The 16,999-nt window shown below is 64.0% G+C and carries 15 protein-coding genes; 5 read left to right on the top strand and 10 right to left on the bottom strand.

The window, feature by feature from the left end; translation table 11 throughout:
- Nucleotides 1-4: 4 nt before the first annotated feature.
- The gene (locus tag J1C56_RS20755; protein ID WP_214391968.1) at nt 5-1,006 is read left to right on the top strand and encodes an ABC transporter ATP-binding protein; all 1,002 of its coding nucleotides are present in this window, start codon (nt 5-7) and stop codon (nt 1,004-1,006) included.
- A 33-nt stretch (nt 1,007-1,039) separates the two neighbouring features.
- On the opposite strand, the gene J1C56_RS20750 is transcribed toward J1C56_RS20755, so the two are convergent.
- The gene (locus J1C56_RS20750; RefSeq protein ID WP_338001478.1) at nt 1,040-1,588 is read right to left on the bottom strand and encodes a MarR family winged helix-turn-helix transcriptional regulator; all 549 of its coding nucleotides are present in this window, start codon (nt 1,586-1,588) and stop codon (nt 1,040-1,042) included.
- Nucleotides 1,589-1,800: 212 nt separating this feature from the next.
- On the opposite strand from J1C56_RS20750, the gene J1C56_RS20745 reads away from it, so the two are divergent.
- Nucleotides 1,801-2,169 carry a hypothetical protein gene (locus J1C56_RS20745; protein WP_246591679.1) on the top strand — a complete coding sequence of 123 codons (369 nt, stop codon included), beginning with the start codon at nt 1,801-1,803 and terminating at the stop codon, nt 2,167-2,169.
- Nucleotides 2,170-2,180: 11 nt separating this feature from the next.
- Complete coding sequence (gene maiA, locus J1C56_RS20740) at nt 2,181-2,822, top strand: maleylacetoacetate isomerase (protein WP_214391965.1); 642 nt, start codon at nt 2,181-2,183, stop codon at nt 2,820-2,822.
- 19 nt (nt 2,823-2,841) lie between these two features.
- Here maiA and J1C56_RS20735 read toward each other — a convergent pair whose 3' ends face one another.
- The 6 genes from J1C56_RS20735 to J1C56_RS20710 form a co-directional block, all read right to left on the bottom strand.
- Nucleotides 2,842-3,480, bottom strand: coding sequence for a class I SAM-dependent methyltransferase (locus J1C56_RS20735; RefSeq protein ID WP_214391964.1), 639 nt, complete (start codon nt 3,478-3,480; stop codon nt 2,842-2,844).
- A gap of 666 nt (nt 3,481-4,146) precedes the next feature.
- A complete protein-coding gene (locus tag J1C56_RS20730; RefSeq protein WP_338001477.1) occupies nt 4,147-5,442 on the bottom strand; it encodes a glucoamylase family protein in 1,296 nt (431 codons plus the stop codon).
- Nucleotides 5,443-5,550: 108 nt separating this feature from the next.
- Entirely contained in the window at nt 5,551-6,015 is a 465-nt protein-coding gene (locus J1C56_RS20725) for a pyridoxamine 5'-phosphate oxidase family protein (RefSeq protein WP_214391962.1), read from the bottom strand.
- A gap of 119 nt (nt 6,016-6,134) precedes the next feature.
- Nucleotides 6,135-6,512: a COG4315 family predicted lipoprotein gene (locus tag J1C56_RS20720; protein ID WP_214391961.1), complete on the bottom strand. Its 378-nt coding sequence runs from the start codon at nt 6,510-6,512 to the stop codon at nt 6,135-6,137.
- Nucleotides 6,513-6,800: 288 nt separating this feature from the next.
- Nucleotides 6,801-8,048 carry a flavin-dependent oxidoreductase gene (locus tag J1C56_RS20715; protein WP_214391960.1) on the bottom strand — a complete coding sequence of 416 codons (1,248 nt, stop codon included), beginning with the start codon at nt 8,046-8,048 and terminating at the stop codon, nt 6,801-6,803.
- A gap of 77 nt (nt 8,049-8,125) precedes the next feature.
- Nucleotides 8,126-9,022 (bottom strand): LysR substrate-binding domain-containing protein, encoded by an 897-nt coding sequence (locus tag J1C56_RS20710; protein ID WP_214391959.1) that lies wholly within the window; start codon nt 9,020-9,022, stop codon nt 8,126-8,128.
- A 151-nt stretch (nt 9,023-9,173) separates the two neighbouring features.
- Here J1C56_RS20710 and J1C56_RS20705 point away from each other — a divergent pair, with 151 nt between their 5' ends.
- Entirely contained in the window at nt 9,174-10,145 is a 972-nt protein-coding gene (locus tag J1C56_RS20705; protein WP_214392358.1) for a bile acid:sodium symporter family protein, read from the top strand.
- A gap of 36 nt (nt 10,146-10,181) precedes the next feature.
- Here J1C56_RS20705 and J1C56_RS20700 read toward each other — a convergent pair whose 3' ends face one another.
- The 3 genes from J1C56_RS20700 to J1C56_RS20690 form a co-directional block, all read right to left on the bottom strand.
- Nucleotides 10,182-11,312 (bottom strand): glycoside hydrolase family 3 protein, encoded by a 1,131-nt coding sequence (locus J1C56_RS20700; RefSeq protein ID WP_214391958.1) that lies wholly within the window; start codon nt 11,310-11,312, stop codon nt 10,182-10,184.
- Between the two features lie 167 nt (nt 11,313-11,479).
- Nucleotides 11,480-14,563: an efflux RND transporter permease subunit gene (locus J1C56_RS20695; protein ID WP_214391957.1), complete on the bottom strand. Its 3,084-nt coding sequence runs from the start codon at nt 14,561-14,563 to the stop codon at nt 11,480-11,482.
- Nucleotides 14,560-15,723: an efflux RND transporter periplasmic adaptor subunit gene (locus J1C56_RS20690; protein ID WP_214391956.1), complete on the bottom strand. Its 1,164-nt coding sequence runs from the start codon at nt 15,721-15,723 to the stop codon at nt 14,560-14,562. The genes J1C56_RS20695 and J1C56_RS20690 overlap by 4 nt, the downstream gene beginning before the upstream one ends.
- A gap of 364 nt (nt 15,724-16,087) precedes the next feature.
- Here J1C56_RS20690 and J1C56_RS20685 point away from each other — a divergent pair, with 364 nt between their 5' ends.
- Entirely contained in the window at nt 16,088-16,939 is an 852-nt protein-coding gene (locus tag J1C56_RS20685) for a hypothetical protein (protein WP_246591677.1), read from the top strand.
- Nucleotides 16,940-16,999: the final 60 nt, after the last annotated feature.

The following is a 16,999-nucleotide window of genomic DNA, read 5'->3' as shown; positions in this document are numbered from 1 at the left end:
ACCGATGCTCAATCCCGTATCAGCCCCGGCGCCGCATGCCCCGCTGCTCAGCGTCCAGGGCTTAGGTGTCACCTACGAGACCGGCGCCCAGGGCTTTTGGGGAAGGCCGAAATCCTTCGACGCGCTGCAGGACATTTCCTTCGACCTCCATGCCGGCGAGACGCTTGGACTTGTCGGTGAATCCGGTTCCGGCAAGACCACCACCGGCCGCGCCGTGCTACGCCGCATCAAGACATCGGCCGGCAAGATCGTGTTCAAGGGCAACGACATCACCCGGACCGATGGCGAGGCGCTGCGCAAGCTTCGCCGCAACATGCAGCTGGTGTTCCAGGACCCCTATTCCAGCCTCAACCCGCGCATGCGGGTGATCGACATCGTCGCCGAGCCGCTGCTGGTGCACGGGCTGATCCGCCACGTTGACGAGGCACGCGACCGCATCACCGAGCTTCTGCGCGTCGTTGGCCTGCCCGCCGACGCGCATGACCGTTTCCCGCACGCTTTTTCCGGGGGGCAGCGCCAGCGCATCGGCATCGCCCGGGCGCTGGCGTTGCAGCCCGAGTTCATCGTCGCCGACGAGCCTGTGTCGGCGCTCGACGTGTCGGTTCGGGCACAGGTTGTCAACCTGATGCAGGACCTGCAGAAGGAGCTCGGCCTCGGCTATTTGTTCATCGCCCACGACCTGTCGGTGGTGCGCCACATCTCGCACCGGGTGGCGATCCTCTATGCCGGGCGCATGGTCGAGATCGCTGACCGCGACGACCTCTACGACCATCCGATCCACCCCTATACCGAGGCGCTTTTATCGGCGGTGCCGGTGCCCGATCCGCGCACGCAACGCCAGCGCAAGCGCATCGTCTATGGCGGTGAGGTTCCCGACCTCGTCAACCCGCCGCCCGGTTGCCGCTTCTCGACGCGCTGCCCGCTGGCGACCGAGCAGTGCCGCAAGGACGCACCGAAGCTCACGGAACGGTCGCCCCGCCATCTCGTCGCCTGCTGGAACAGGTAATCGGCGGCGTGTCGGCTATCTGACGGCTGTCAGTCAGTCGCCGAACTTCGACGTGGCGAGTGCGGCGCGGCCATATTTGTTGTTGGCCTCGAGCAGCTTGAGCAACGTCGCCAGGAACGCCTCGCGCTCGCGCTCGCCGAGCGTGTCGAGCAGCCGCTCCTGCGCCCGGCTCATCGCCGGATGCATGGCCGCGACAAGTTTCTCGCCTTCCGGTGCCAGCCGCGCCAGCACCATGCGCTTGTCCTCGATGCTGCGGGTGCGCTCGACAAGCCCGCGCTGGGCCAGCCGCGTCAGCACGTCGGCGACATTGGTGCGGTCGATGCCGAGCGCCTGGGCAAGCGAGATCTGGTCGGAATCGGGATTGCCGGAGAGGATGGTGAGCAGCCCGTACTGCACCGGGGTGATGCCGAACTCCTGGCACTCCTCGAAGAACAGCGCGTAATGGACCTGGTGCAGCCGGCGGATGAGATAGCCCGGCCGCTTCCACAGCGGCAGCCGCTCGATCAGCTGCTGCAATTCCGGATTGAGCGCGCCTTCGACTGCGGCGGCCTTTTTCTTTTCCGTCTTCGCCGACTTGGCCACGCTTTGTGTCCTCGCTTCCGATTGCTCCCTGTCTAGCCCTTGCAGGGTCGACGGGAAAGAGCGGTACCGCCTCATGTTTTCCCCCGCTCAAGCGGAGATCGAAGGGGACGAAGCCACCACCAAGCCCTTGTCCGGCAAGGCGTTGCGTCTTGCGCGCACAATAAAAGGCGGTATACTGAGTAATATTGGGAACACGAGAAAAGGAGAGCTCCATGGCCCAGGAACCACTGGCGACAAAAGGCAACTTCCTGCACATCTACGACTTCCGCGTCGAAGCCGGCCGCGAGGACGAATTCGTCCGGCTGTTCGAGGAGTTCGACTATTCCGACGGCAACCCGATGCACAAATCATGGGCCCAGGTGAAGGACGGCGTGCTGTGCCGCGACACCGAGGACCCGCAGCGCTTCTTCCTCATTGCCGAATGGTCGGACATCGTCGAGCACGCCAAGATCCGCAAGGTGCTGGCGGAAGAACTCAAGCCGGCTTTCGTCGGCCTGATCGAGGGACGCAAGTTCGTGCCCAAATATGTCGAGGTCGTCTCCTCAACGCCCGACGAGATCCTCAACGCCGCGGCGCACTGAGGGCGAGCCCGATGCGCACGCTCTACACTTTCTTCAGGTCGTCGACCTCGTATCGGCTGCGCATCGCGCTCGCGCTCAAGGGACTCGACTGGGAGCCCCGCTTTGTCAGCCTGCCCAACATGGCGCACCGCACGCCCGACTACATGGCGCTCAACCCGCAAGGGCTGGTGCCGGCGCTGGTCGAGGACGGCAAGGTCTTCGCCCAGAGCCTCGCCGTGCTCGAATATCTCGACGAGACGCATCCCGAACCGCCGCTGCTGCCCGGTGATGCCAGCGGGCGCGCCTATGTCAGGGGCCTCGCCCAGGTCATCGGCTGCGACATCCACCCGCTCAACAATGTGCGGGTGCTGAAATACCTGAAGGCACGCTGGCAGCTGTCGGACGACGACGCCAGCGAATGGTACCGCCACTGGATCGCGGAGGGCTTCCGCTCGTTCGAGGAGACGCTTGCAGCATCAGGCCTGTCGGGCAGCTGCTGCCTCGGCGACACCGTCACCATCGCCGACATCTGCCTGGTGCCGCAGGTGGCCAATGCCCGGCGCTTCCTGTGCGACCTGGCCGCCTTCCCGTTGTCGGTCGCCATTGCCGACCGCGCCGCCGCGCTGCCGGCCTTTGAGGCGGCACATCCAAGCTTGCAGGCCGACGCATTCTAGGCACGGCAAGCCTCGGCAATCACCGCTTGCGCGCGACGATGTAAGGCCTGACATCGTTGCCCTTTGTCGCGTGGTTTTCGGTCGCGACGACCTCGAAGCCAGCGGACGAGACGAGCCTGACCAGTTCCGCCGTGCTGAAGGCGCCGGCATGGGGCGCAAGGCCAGTGGCACGCATCACCGGCAGCAGCGCGAGGCGGATCAGCGGGTTCATGTCACTGAGGCAAGGCGTCTTGGAGACGAACAGGCCGTCGCTGGCGAGCAGCACATGGATGCGCCGCAAGGTGCCGGGCAGATCGCGTACCAGATGCAAATAGTTGAAGCCGAGAACCACCTCGAACTGCCCGGACCCGAGTTCGGGAGCCTCGGCCGTCGCGGTCAGGAAATCGAGCCCCCTTATGGGGCATACCAGGCGCTTTTCCTCGGCGATCGCGATCATCGCAGGCGAAAAATCCGTCGCGAGATAGGTTTTCACGTCGCCGGCAAGCAGCATCGCCGTCGATCCGGTGCCGCAGCCAAGCTCCAGAACCTGGTCGCCGGCGCGCAGCAGCGAACGTGTCCGATCCAGCGTGCGTGCATAACCGTCCTGATCGGCAACGGCCGATTTGGCATATCTGCGTGACGACCGGTCCCAGAAACGAGCGTCGCTCGAAATGCTCATGCAGCATGCTCCTCCACCCCGACAGCAATGCCATGACTAAACCGACAGCCTTGCGGCAACATTGCAGAAAAGATGGATCGCACTCGGCTAATTGCCACACGAGGGGCGCCAACCAGCCGCGCCCACGATTGGCGCAGATCATCGGCTGCCGACGTTGCAGCGAACCCGGCGTCCTGTCTGGCTCGGCCACTGCCCCGCGGCGGTAAAATGCCAGCCGCAGGGTGTCTTTCATGCTATGCTAATATTTGTGCGCGCGATCTTGCGCAGCATTGCCGTGCCACCCCCGTTTGGTGCCCAAAGCCGATCTCGGACGTGGCGCTCGCCTGCGAAATGGCAATCGCCAGGGGTTAAGTCCTCGTCGATGACCGGCTAGCGCCATGAAGGAGAACCAGTGCCCCTTACATACCGGCAAGTTCAGGAACAGCTTCGTAAAGTTGGCATCGTGATGAGCAAGAAGGGCAGCACGATCCGACTGAACCACTTCTCAGGCCTCGAGGAAACTGCGTCCTACTCGCAAAGCATCAGCGAGGCGCTACTCACCGGGATGAGCATGTCACGACCGAAGCGGCTGCCACCCTCATAGGTGGGAAATCCGGGGCCTGCCACGCGGCGACCGGAAATGCTGCCCGGTGCATCACGGGAGCAGATCAGAACCGCATTTTTCGCCTAGCTCCAGGCGCGACCGCGCAGGTCGCCGCTCGCCCTTTGGGGCACAGCAGGGCAGTCGGCTTGCGCTCTCACGTGCATCAGCCCTTTCGGCATCGATTCGATGAAGCCGAGCCGGGCCATCCCGAGACGAACTTCCGGCGCGCCCATGAACAGTTTCCACAAAAGCCCAGTCCGATGGTTCTCGATCATCGCGACAATCGGGCCCTGATTGATGGCAAGGTAGGTTCGCGCGTACCAGTTCTGGTTTTCGCAGAACGCATCGACAAAACCGAAGCGGCCCCAGATGCGCTTCCTCGGCCTGGCCAGGAAACCGCGCAAGGCGGACATCGCCTGAGCGGGCATGTAGGGAAAGCTCGACAGGGCGGCACTCGGCGTGATGACGCCAACGTCCCGGTCGGGCGCATGCGCAACATAACCCGTCGGCCCATGCGACGCGGTAAGCCCCCAGCAATCGGGACCGTAACCGTGATGGCCATGGGGGTTGAGCACGCAATGCCGATGATTGATCCGCGCGTGGCGGACATTTTGCTCCCAATAATCGGCATGGCGGTCTTTCAGGCCGCGTGGATCGAGGCCGCAGAAGGAATAGTGCGCGAAAAACAGCGGCCCGCCAAAATCCATCCCGAGCGGCAATACGATGCCGTGATGTTCACGACTGTTATGAAAACCCGGCCCGGCCGCAAAGCCGTTGTGGTAGCAATCTGGGTCGATTGCGTGATGTTGTGATCCCGCCGCCAGCACGAAAGCCAGCAGGCACTCGTTCCAGCCTTCGATCGGGGTGTTCATTGCCCATTGGTGCTTCGGGCTCCAGTGCCAATAGAGCTTGCCTTTCCGCTGAAACCAGCCCCATTCGGCCTGCGCCAGCAGCGCATCCACGCGTCCGCGAAAACGCTGTTCCTCGCCTGCCGCCCGGTCCAGATATTCGCGCGCGCAAATCAGGCCCTGGAACAGAAACGTCGTCTCGACGAGGTCGGCGCCATCGTCCTTTCGTCGGAACGGAATGGTGTCGCCCGTACTGCCGTTGATGAAATGCGGGAACATGCCGTGGTAGCGCGGCGATGCCTCCAGCAAATCGAGCATTCGGTGCAGACGGCCCAGCGCTTCAATACGATCGAGCCAGCCGCGCTCGACCGCGACGATGATCGCCATGATGCCGAAGCCGGAGCCTCCGATCGCAACGAGATCGTTTGGCTCGTTGCCTGTCGTCTTCAGGCGATCCCGCGCAAGCCCACTGGCGGGATGGCCGCCTTCCCAGAAGTAGCGCACGGTCTGCCGCTGCACGATGTCGAGCAAGGCGTCATCGGCAAGCGTTGATGGATCTGGCGCAAGTTCGTGCGTGGGAGGCGAGTCAAGAATCATCGAAACAGTATGCAGCCAACCACGTCATCAAGATGCTTGTTCTTAGCCGGATCCGTCGTCTTCGTCATGTGCATGCCGGCCGGTGATGCTGTCGATCTTGATCCGGTAGAATATCAGTGCCGATCCGGTCTCGGCTGAAGCGAACGGGGGCTTCAGGCTTCCTGGCTCCCACCAGTTAGCGTGCTGTTCAAGCAATGACCAGGCATGCATCCGCTCCCGGTGCCATTGCGGGGTCTCCGGCAACTCTTCAAACCGGCCGTAAACGACGACGCTGCGCCATTGGCGATTGGCGCCCAATTCGTCGACCTGAACACACACATGTGCATTCTGCCGCATCCAGTCGATCTTCTTCCCTGGCAGCGCAAAGCTGTAGAGATGATTGTCGGAAAATGCGTAATGGCACGGCACCAGATACGGCTGGTTGTCCCTGACGCAGGCCAACCGGGCTAGCCGGCGTGACAACAGCATGGCGATACTTTCCTCGCGCGTCATCTCCTGTACGACCATGGCTTGCCTCCTCGGCTTGCCGCTCGGCCCGAAAATCGGAAGCGATTTTCGGAAAGCACGATACGCGGTTTCAAAAAACACAGGGATGCGGCGCCCTTGGACGCCGCCGACAATAATGACTAGCTGGCCTTGGCCATATGCCAGACACCGCCAACGCCTTCGCCGTTCATGTCGCCGGCCTTCTTGTCCTTGGCATAGGTGTAGAGCGGCTTTCCATCATACGCCCACATCTTGGTGCCGTCTGTACGGTCAATCACAGTCCATGCGCCATCGGCCTTTGCCTTGGCGTCAGCCTCGAGCGCCGGCCAGCTTGTTGCGCAGGCATCGTAACAGCTTGATGCACCGGCCTTGTCCTTGTCGAACGTATAGAGCGTCATGCCCTTCATGTTCGTGTATATTTCACCCTTCGGTGTCTTCGCCATCATTGCCGGCTCAGCTGCAAAACCCATCCCCGCGGTCATAAGTACAGCTGAAATTCCCAATGCAATGCGCTTCATATTCATATTCCTTGTTATTGGTGGGCGACAAAAACACCGCCGTAACCACAACGGATAGCAAGGAACATCCGTTCCGATATTTCCACAATTATCTGATTTTTTGAAAATTTAACTTTTGGCGAAGACGGGTTATTTAGAGACGCACGGCGGGCTCAGGGCCCGGCTGATTGAGGGCCAAGCGCAAACATCCCGTTGAGCGGTCGGCTACGGATGTTTGGGACGGAAGCGTCCCTTCAATAGCGGTCTTGCATCAGTGACGCCTCGTCAAGGTCCTAAAACGCCTTCCCCTCACGCCCTTCGCCGCTCGGCCACCGTCGCCTTGTCGTAGCCGGCGACCTTCTTGTAGCTGTTCGAAAGCGCCGCCAGCTCATCCTGGGTGATGACGTCGTCGAGCCGCGCGAACGGCCGGTCGCCGGTGCGCTCGTAGACCTCCTTGAGGATGACGTCGGGCGGGGTGGTGCGGTTGGTGCGCACGACAGTCGCCGTCGCCTCCAGCCGCTTGTCCTCGTAGGACTTGAGCACGCTTGCGACGTCGCCGCCCGATGCAAAGCTGTCGGCCAGCGCGCGCGCGTCGAGGATGGCCTGGCCGGCGCCGTTGGAACCGCGCGGATACATCGGATGCGCCGCATCGCCGAGCAGCGTGATGCGGCCAAAGCTCCAGCGGGCGAGCGGGTCCTTGTCGACCATCGGATATTCGAGGATCGCCTCGGTGCCGCGGATCAGGCCTGGCACGTCGAGGAAATCGAAGCGCCAGTCGGCGAAGGCGCCGATGAAATCGTCGAGCCGGCCGCGGCGGTTCCAGTCCTGCTGGTGATAGTCAGGCGTCTCGATCTCGGCGACCCAGTTGATCAGCTGACGCCCCTCGGCATCGAGCTTGTTGCGGATCGGATAGATGACCATCTTGCCATGCGTCAGCCAGCCGGCGCGGACATAGCTCGCGCCGCCGAGAAAGGGCTGCCACCAGGTCGTGCCGCGCCACATGTTGACGCCGGAATAGATCGGGCCGCCATCGTCGGGCACGAGCTTGCGGCGCACGACGGAGTGGATGCCGTCGCAGCCGACAACGGCCACACCATGCTGGACGGGTCGGTCCTCGCCAGTGCGGCCGTCGACGAAGCGGGCGGTGGCGGCGGTATCGGACTGCTCGACATCGATGCATTTCCAGCCGGTGACAACGCATTCGGGGCCGGCCCGCTCGACCAGCGCCTGGTAGAGTATCTGCTGCAGGTCGCCGCGATGGATCTGGAACTGCGGGTAGTCGTAGCCGGCAAAGGTGCCGACCGGCTCCTTGTAGATCAGCTGGCCGAAGCGGTTGAAGAAGCAGGATTCGCGCGCCGTGACCGCGACCTCGGCCAGCGCATCCTGCAGGCCAAGCTCGGTCAGCTGGCGGCTGGCATGCGGCAGGATCGAGATGCCGACGCCGACCGGCTTGATCTCCTGCGCGCTTTCGTAGACGCGGAACCGAACGCCCGCCTTGTGCAGCATCAGCGCCAGTGTCAGCCCGCCTATGCCTGCCCCGATGATCATCACGTCCATGTGGCTCTCCACCAGATAAAGACAGTATACTGAGTATTTTTCGACTCGAAAGACCCCAAGACGCTGCGCGGGCTCCTCTAGACGGCCTCGCGGAACGGCAGTTCGAACTCCTGGCGGGCATTGCGGTCGAGAATTTCCTTGGCGAGCGCCGCCGCCACGCCCGTCGGCTCGTTGGCGGCGCTGGTCAGGATGAACTCGACCTCCTCGAGTTGCGGCAGCTGCGGGCTCGTCGGCAGCACCATCAGGCCCGATGACACCATGCCGCGCGGCTGCACCATGACGCCCAGGCCGGCGCGGGCTGCTGCCTGCAGCCCGCTCAGGCTGCCGCTGGTGCAGACGATGCGCCAGGCGATGCCCTTGCGGTCGAGCGCCTCGATTGCCGCGACGCGGGTGATGCCGGGGCGCGAGAACAGGATCAATGGCAACGGCTTGCCGGCCTCGACCACGGAGGGGTCGCGCGCGGCCCAGACCAGCCGTTCGGTGCGCACGGCAACGCCGCTGCGCGCCTCGCGCTGCTGGTTGAGCCCGACGCGCCGCTTGGCGATGACGAGGTCGAGCGCACCTTCGTCGAGCAGGTCGAACAAGGTGCTCGACAGCGCCACCGTCAGTTCGAGCTCGACGGAAGGGTGGCGCTCGGTGAACTTGTGCAGAACGTCGGCGAGCCTGGTGGTGACGAAATCCTCCGATGCGCCGAAGCGGATGCGGCCGCTGAGCCTGGCGCCCTGGAGATAGCTGCGGGCGCGTTCATTGGCGTCGAGGATCGAGCGGGCAAAACCCAGCATCGCCTCGCCGTCGGGCGTCAGCATCACCGAATGGGTGTCGCGCACCAGAAGGCGCCTGCCGACGCTAACCTCGAGCCGGCGGATGTGCTGGCTCACCGTCGACTGACCGAGCCTGAGATGCACGGCGGCCCCGGTGAAGCTGCGCGAGCCGGCGACGGCCACGAAGGTCTGGAGGAGTATCGGATCGAACATGATCCCTCCTAGTGTTCACGAAACGCAATGATCATCATTTTTGTATGCGCCATTCACAATGCAACCGGCATTTGGCATACTGTATACAAATTTAGCTCGCTGCCAAGGGATCACGCGTTTGTTCGCACGTTTTCGTCCAGACACCTTCATCATGCTGATGATCGCCTGCATCGCGCTGGCTTCGCTGCTGCCGGCGCAAGGCAGTTTCGCCGGCCATTTCGGCACCGCGACCAACATCGCGATAGCGCTTTTGTTTTTCCTGCACGGCGCACGGCTGTCGCGGGCGACAGTGATTGCAGGCATGACGCACTGGCGGCTGCACCTGCTGGTGTTTTCGACCACCTTCGTGCTGTTCCCGATCATAGGGCTGGCGCTTGGCCTGCTGGTGCCGACAGTGCTGCCGACAGCACTTTATGCCGGCGTGCTGTTTTTGTGCGTGCTGCCGTCGACCGTGCAGTCGTCCATCGCCTTCACCGCCCTTGCCGGCGGCAACGTTCCCGCCGCCGTGTGCTCGGCCTCGGCTTCCAACATCATCGGCATGTTCCTGACGCCGCTGCTGGTCGGGCTGCTGTTTGCCAGGACGGGCGGCGGCGGTGTGTCGCTGTCGGCGATCGAGGGCATCATGCTGCAGCTTCTGGCGCCATTCATCGCAGGCCAACTCGTCCAGCCCTGGCTCGCCGGCTGGCTCGGCCGGCACAAATGGCTGGTGACGGTCGTCGACCGCGGTTCGATCCTGATGGTGATCTATCTCGCCTTCTCCAAGGCGATGGTCGCCGGCCTGTGGCAGCAATTGCCGCTGCAATCGCTTGTCGTGCTGTTGCTGATCGCCGCCTTCCTGTTGTCGACAGTGCTGGCGATCACCATCTTCGCCAGCCGCTTCCTTGGCTTTTCCCGGCAGGACGAGATCACCGTCGCCTTCTGCGGCTCGCACAAGAGCCTGGCCTCGGGCGTGCCGATGGCCAACGTCATCTTCGCCGGCCAGGAGATCGGCGCGATCGTGCTACCACTGATGCTCTATCACCAGATGCAGCTGATGGTGTGCGCCTGGATGGCGCGGCGCTACGCCGAGCGCACCGCCGCCGAACGCGCGCTCGTCACCGAACCGCAAGGCGCGGCACAGTAGCCGCGCCGGCGCAAAGGCGCTCGGCTTTGCGATACGTCAGATCTTGGTGGCGCCACCGTGATTGGCAGGTATTGCGCGCGAGCGAAGCGGGGCGACCGAGGCGTGGCGCTGGAAGGTCTCTTCTTCAAGCACTTCGACCTTGTGATTGGGCAGGTCCGACAACAGGCCCGCGACCCTTGTGAAGGACTGCTCGAGTTCCCGCTCCTTGATCTGTCCGGCCTTCAGGCCGGCCGACATGTAGTCGATCATGCGCAGGATGACCTCGGTGTCGGCCCAGTAGGCGCACATGCACAGCAGGTCGCAGCCGGCATTGATGATCCGGATCGTCGTCTCGGGCTTGTCGAGCCGGTCGGAGATCGCCTTCATGCCGAGATCGTCGCTGACGACGACGCCCTCATAGCCGAGCTCCTTGCGCAGGATGTCCTGCAGGATCACCTTCGACATCGTCGCCGGAATGCCCGGATCGATCTGCGAGATGACGATATGCGCCGTCATGATCATGCGCGTCTGCGCATCGTTGAAATGGCGGAAGGCTTCGAGCTCGCGGCTGCGGAACGTCCTGGGGTCGACGTCGATGACCGGCAGCGAATAGTGCGAATCCACCGCCGTGTCGCCATGGCCGGGGAAATGCTTGGGACAGCCCAAAACGCCTTCGGCCTGCATCGCGTCGAGAAACTCGCGCGCCGCCGGCACCACGTCATCAGGCGTCGTGCCAAACGAACGCTGGCCGATGACGGGATTTGCCGGATTGGAATTGACGTCGACGACGGGGGCGAAATTGACGTTGAAGCCGAGCGAACGCAGCTCGATGCCCATCGCCTTGCCGACATCGGCGGCCTGCTTGGGCCATTCGCGCGCATAGGCGAAAGGCGTGATCGGCGCCGGCGGCCGCAACACGCCGCCGCCCTCATGGTCGATCGAGATGATGACTTCGTCGCGCTCGATGTATTCGCGCACGTCGGACAGCAGCCGGGCATGGTTGTCGAGCCAGTCCTCGTAAGGCGCGTCGGGCAAGAAATTGGCGCGGAACAGAACGACGCCAGCCGGCTTCAGCAACGACAGCAGCCGCTTGTCCTTGTCGCCGAGCACATGCCCTGGCTGGAGACCGATGAGGAACCGGTGTCCGAAGGACGCAGGACCGCGCCCGAGATCGAAAGAGAGATCCATGCTGTGCCAACTCCGCCTGATGTCCGGTGCCAAAAAATGTGGCAGACCGATGCAAACAGTTTCTTAGTGCATGAGCGCGGGATTCGGAATCGGTTTTGGTTCCGCCGCCCCGCAAAAGATGCGAGGCGCCAGGGGGTGGCCGGAATTTCCGCCTGCCAGGTCGCCCTTCAGCCCCTCGCCCGTTCGGCGATCAGCTCGCCTTCGGCGCGGTCCGCCTCGGTGACCGACGTCAGTCGCTTGAGGTGGCGGGCGAACCAGGCGTTGAGGTCGTCCATCGAGGTGAACATGACCGGCACCACGACAAGGCTGAGCAGCGTCGAGGTGATCAGGCCGCCGATCACCGCCACCGCCATCGGCGCGCGGAAGCTGGCGTCGGCGCCGATGCCTATCGCTGCCGGCACCATGCCGGCGACCATGGCGATCGTGGTCATGATGATCGGCCGCGCGCGGGTGACGCCGGCCTGCATCAGCGCCTCGCGGCGCTCCATGCCCTGGGCGCGGCAATCGATGGCGTAGTCGACGAGCAGGATCGAGTTCTTGCAGACGATGCCCATCAGCATAAGGATGCCGATCGTCGACGACAGGTCGAGCGCGGCCCCGTAGAGCAGCAAGGCCAGGGCAGCACCGCCCAGCGACAGCGGCAGGGCGATCAGGATGGTGATCGGCTGCAGGAAGTTCCTGAACAGCAGCACCAGCACTGCCATGACCATCAGGATGCCCGCCACCAGCGCCAGCGCGAAGCCGCGGAACATCTCGCCCATTTCCTCCGAGGCGCCATATTTGACGTTCGTGACGCTGGCGGGAAGGTTCTTCAGCAAGGGCAGCGCCTCGACGGCCTTCATCGCGTCGCCGATCGTCACGCCGTTCAGGTTTGCTTCGACAGCCACCATGCGCTTGCGGTCGAGCCGTTCGACCTTGCCTTCCTCGGCACCGAAGTCGATGTCGGCAACCGACGTCAGCGGCACCACCGTACCACTATCGGTGCCGACCCTGAGATTGCGCAACGTCTCGAGGTCGCCGCGCGCCGACTTGTCGAGCAGCACGCGGATCGGCACCAGCCTGTCGCCGAGATTGAACTGCGCCGAATTGGCGTCGCTCTCGCCGAGCGTCGCAATGCGGGCCACGGTGCCGAGCGATACCACCGAAACCCCGAGCCGCGCCGCCTCGTCCATGCGCGGCTTGACCAGCAGTTCGGGCGCCAGCGGAGCCTGGTTGGACAGCACGTTCGCCAGCTGCCGCAGCTTGCGCATCTCTTCTTCGAGCTGGCGCGCGGCCATGTTCAGCTCTTCCGGGTTGTTGCCGGCCAGGAAGATCGACAGCTCCTTGCCGCCGCTGTCAGAGGCGAAGCTGAACTGGATGTCGGGAATGCCCGCCAGGATCGGCAGCGCCGACAGCTCGAACTCCTTGCGGTTGAGTTCGCGCTCGCTTCGCGGCACGAGCCGGATGACCAGAGTCACCTTGGTGGCATCGCTGGTGAGAGCCAGGACGCTCGCCACTTCCTTGCGCTCTTTCAGCTGCCTGACGATCTCGTCGGCAACGCGTGCGGTCTCATCGAGCCGGGTGCCCGGGGGCAGCGTCACGTTGGCCTCCGAAATATTGCTGTCGGTCCCCGGCACGAAGCCGGTCGAAAGCTGGGTCAGCAGGAAGACCGAGCCGGCAAAGAATGCGGCAACCAGCGCGAAGGTCGTCTTGCGGTGGTCGAGCGTCCAGCCGAGCACGGCGAGATAGCGGCGCGACATGCGTGACGGTTCGGCGGCGTGATGGCCGGCAGGTTTCGGCTGCAGCAGATAGGCCGCCATCAGCGGCGTCAGCAGGCGCGCCACGACCAGCGAGATCATCACGGCAACCGCAACGGTGATGCCGAACTGGCGGAAATACTGGCCGACGGCGCCGCCGATGAAGCTGACCGGCGCAAACACCGCAACGATGGTCAAGGTCGTTGCAACGACCGCCAGGCCGATGGCGTCGGCCGCCTCGATCGAGGCGAGATACGGCCTTTTGCCCATGTCGACATGACGCTCGATGTTTTCGATCTCGACGATGGCGTCGTCGACGAGGATGCCGATCACCAGCGTCAGCGCCAGCAGGCTGACGCCGTTCAGCGTATAGCCGAGCAAATCCATGACCGCGAAGGTGGGCAGGATCGACAGCGGCATGGCAACCGCGGCGATCAGCGTGGCGCGCCAGTTGCGCAGGAACAGGAACACCACAAGCACGGTCAGGCCAGCGCCTTCGACCAGCGCGGTCACCGCGGCGTTGTAGCTCTCCAGCGTGTATTCGACGTTGGAGATCACCTCGTTGAACGACACGTCGGGCGTGCGTGCGGAAACTTCGCCGAGCCGCTTGGTCACCGCGTCGGCGACAGCGGTGTCACTGTAGCCCTTGGCGCGATAGACCGAAAAGCCGACGACAGCTTCGCCATTGTAACGGGCAAAGCCGCGGGCCTCTGTCGGCCCGTCGGTGATCGTGGCGATGTCGCTGAGCTGCACCCAGCGCTTGCCCGGCAGTGACACCGAAAGGTTGAGCAACTGGTCGAACGAGGTGACGCTGCCCAGCGTGCGGATCGACTGTTCCCTGTCGCCGATCTCGCCGCGTCCGCCGGGAACGTTGACGTTGATGCCGCGCAGTGCGGTGTTGACCTGGTCGGCGGTGACGCCGAGCGCAAGCAGCCTGTCGGGATCGAGGGAAACGGTAATCTCGCGGTTGACGCCGCCGAACCGCTCGACCTTCTGGACGCCCGGCACGGCAAGAAGCTCGCGGCTGATCATGTCTTCGACGAACCATGACGCATCGAGCCCCGACATGTTGGGCGCCTGCATGGTGAAATAGAGGATCGCCCCGCCTTCGACGTCGACACGCGAGATGATCGGCTCCTGGACAGACTGCGGCAGGTCGGACCTGATCTGGCCGACCGACTCACGGACGTCGTTGGTCGCGCGGTCCGGATTGACGCCGATCTTGAACTCGACCGTCGTGGTCGAGACGCCGTCCTTGATCGTCGAGCGGATGTTCTTGACCCCGGCGAGCCCGGAGATCGACCCCTCGACCTTGCGGGTTATCTGGCTTTCCATCTCGGCGGGTGCAGCGCTTGGCTGCGTCACCGCGACGGTGACAATCGGAAACGACAGGCTGGGATTGGCATTGACCGGCAGGCGCATGAAAGCGGCGCTGCCGGCCAGCGTCGCCACGACGAACAGGACGATGGTGGGCACCGGCTTGCGGATCGCCCAGGCGGATATGTTGCTGATCATGGCCTGACGCTTCCGGTCTTGGCGCCGATGTCGGTGGTGGCGACCACGTCGCCGTCGCGCAGCGAGGCACCGGCCTTGGCGACGACGACGTCGCCTTCCTTCAGGCCGGCGCGGATTTCCAGCCTGCCATTGTTGCGCATGCCGGTCTGGACCGGCCGCAGGTCGACCTTGCCGTCCTCGACAACGAAGACGGCGGTCTTGTCCTTGCCGCCATAGACAAGCGCCGAATCGGCGATGACGATCGCCTGGCGATTCGCCACCACGACCACGGCGCGGGCGAAGGCGCCCGGGAACAGGGCGGTATCCGTCTCGAAAGCGATGCGTGCCACGCCGAGACGGGTGTCGCGGTCGATCTTCGGCGAGATCAGCCTGACCTTGCCCGGGATCTTCCCGTCCACTCCCGGCAGGCTGACCGAGGCAGCCTGGCCGACGGCCAGGCGCGGCAGCTCGCGTTCCGGGATCTCCGCCGCCAGCTCGACCTCACCGTCGCGGATCAGGCGGATCAGCGGATCCGCGCCGGTCAGCGCGCCGGCATTGGCATTGCGTTCGGAAACGACACCGGCGACAGGCGCGACGATGACGTTGCGTTCGACCAGCCGGCGGGACTCGGTGAGCTGGGCCACGGCCTGGTCGACCTCGGCCTGTGCCAGCGCGACGCCCTGGCGCTCGACAGCCTCGGTGGATGCTCGGTCGGCGAAGGCTTGCGTCGACAGGGCGCCCGACTGCTTGAGCGGTGCCGCACGCTGCAGCGCGGCCAGGGCTTGCGCCGCCTTTGCCTGCTGCTGGGCGAGTGCTGCATTGGCCCGCGCCAGGCGGCCTTCGCTCTCGCGCAGCTGGTTGTCGCGCATCGCCGTGTCGAGCCGCACGAGAATCTGCCCCGCCGTGACGCGATCGCCGACCTCGACCTCGACGCTTGATATGCGCTGCTCCTGGAACGGCGCGCCGACGGCCACCTCCTCGCGAGCCGCGAGGATGCCGGTAAACGACAGCGTCCATTCGGTCATGTCGCTGGCAACGACAAAGGTCGACACCAAACGTTTCGCGGTTTCGGCCTGCACCGCGGCATTGGCGCCGTCGGCCACGGCAGGCATGACCGCGCTTGCCAGCAGGGCGACGGCAGCTGCCGCAATCCCCGCCCGGCGGTGAAGGTAGTGCGTCATTTGTACAAACTTTCCACAGTCAGATGTCTCCGAAGAATGGCCGCCGCCGGCATCCTCCAAGCCAGCGCATCATTATTCGATTGATCAATCTAATATTTGGTCCAGAGCAGCTTTCATGATCTGCCAAATGACAGGGGACCATTGCGGCAGTCTGTCGTGACGCCGGCCGGGCGCAGCTTTTGCATCCGCAGCTTGAATTTCCTGCCACAAGACCGGCCGAAGGTCATTTGCCGCGATAGATTTGCCCGACCACGTGCCATTCCCATTACTTCATGAGCGATCCAGTTCGACTACTTCGATGGGGCTAGACAGAACGCCGTCGAAGCGTGGATATAGCGAACAGTTCGAGGGCCGATTCTTGGCAATGACTGCGGACGAAATCGCCAGCCACCCCGCGCTGCAGGAGTTCATCCGGCGGCAGTCGCAAGCATTGCTGATGGCCTACGAGGCCAATCCCCGGCAGTCCTCCGTCTTCGCCACCCAGCAGCGCTGGCTGATGGGCCATATCGGCTTCGCCCTGTACTTCAAGCGCGAAGCCGGCGAGCCTGGGCTCCTGACGTCGCGCTTCCTCGACATGACCCAGGCCCATGCGGTGGCGAGCCGCAACACCGCCGACGCCTTCCTCAAGGAGCTGCTCAACTACGGCTACATCGAGTATTGCCCCGAGACCGACGACCGCCGGGCACGGCCGGTGCGTCCGTCGCAATCGACGATCGATGCCATACACGGCTGGGTGATGGTGCATCTGGCGACGCTCGACGGCCTCGATGGTGGCCAGCGCCTGGCCACTTACCTGGCGACACCAGACGGCCTGGCCCGCATCGAACCGCTGATCTGCGACGGGCTGTTGTCCTCGCATGCCATCCGCGAGCCGGCCAACACGTTTTCGCTGTTCACCTGGCTCAACAATGGCGGCATCATCATGGAACGGCTGATCGCCGGGCTGGAGGAAGCCACCACCGATGCCGAGCAGCTGTCGACGAGCATCACCTCGATCGCCGAAATGGGCCTATGGCTGCAATTGTCGCGCTCGCATCTCGCCCGCAAGTTGCGCGAGGCCGAGAGCCTGGGCAGCATCGGCTGGCGCGGCAAGCGCGGCAGTTCGGTGATGTGGGTATCCAGGGGTTTCCTCGGCGAAATCGCCGCCGCGCAGGCGGCCAAGCTCGCCGTCATCGACTCGGCGTACGACGCCTCGCTCGCCCGCGAAATCGGCTAACCACCTGCAATAACGGCCGAAATTCCCCCCAATAATAGTCAGTTTCTAACAATTGACCCC

Origin of the sequence: Aminobacter anthyllidis, assembly GCF_018555685.1 — a bacterium.
Lineage (GTDB): Bacteria > Pseudomonadota > Alphaproteobacteria > Rhizobiales > Rhizobiaceae > Aminobacter > Aminobacter anthyllidis.
This window is presented reverse-complemented; position numbering and strand designations above follow the sequence as displayed.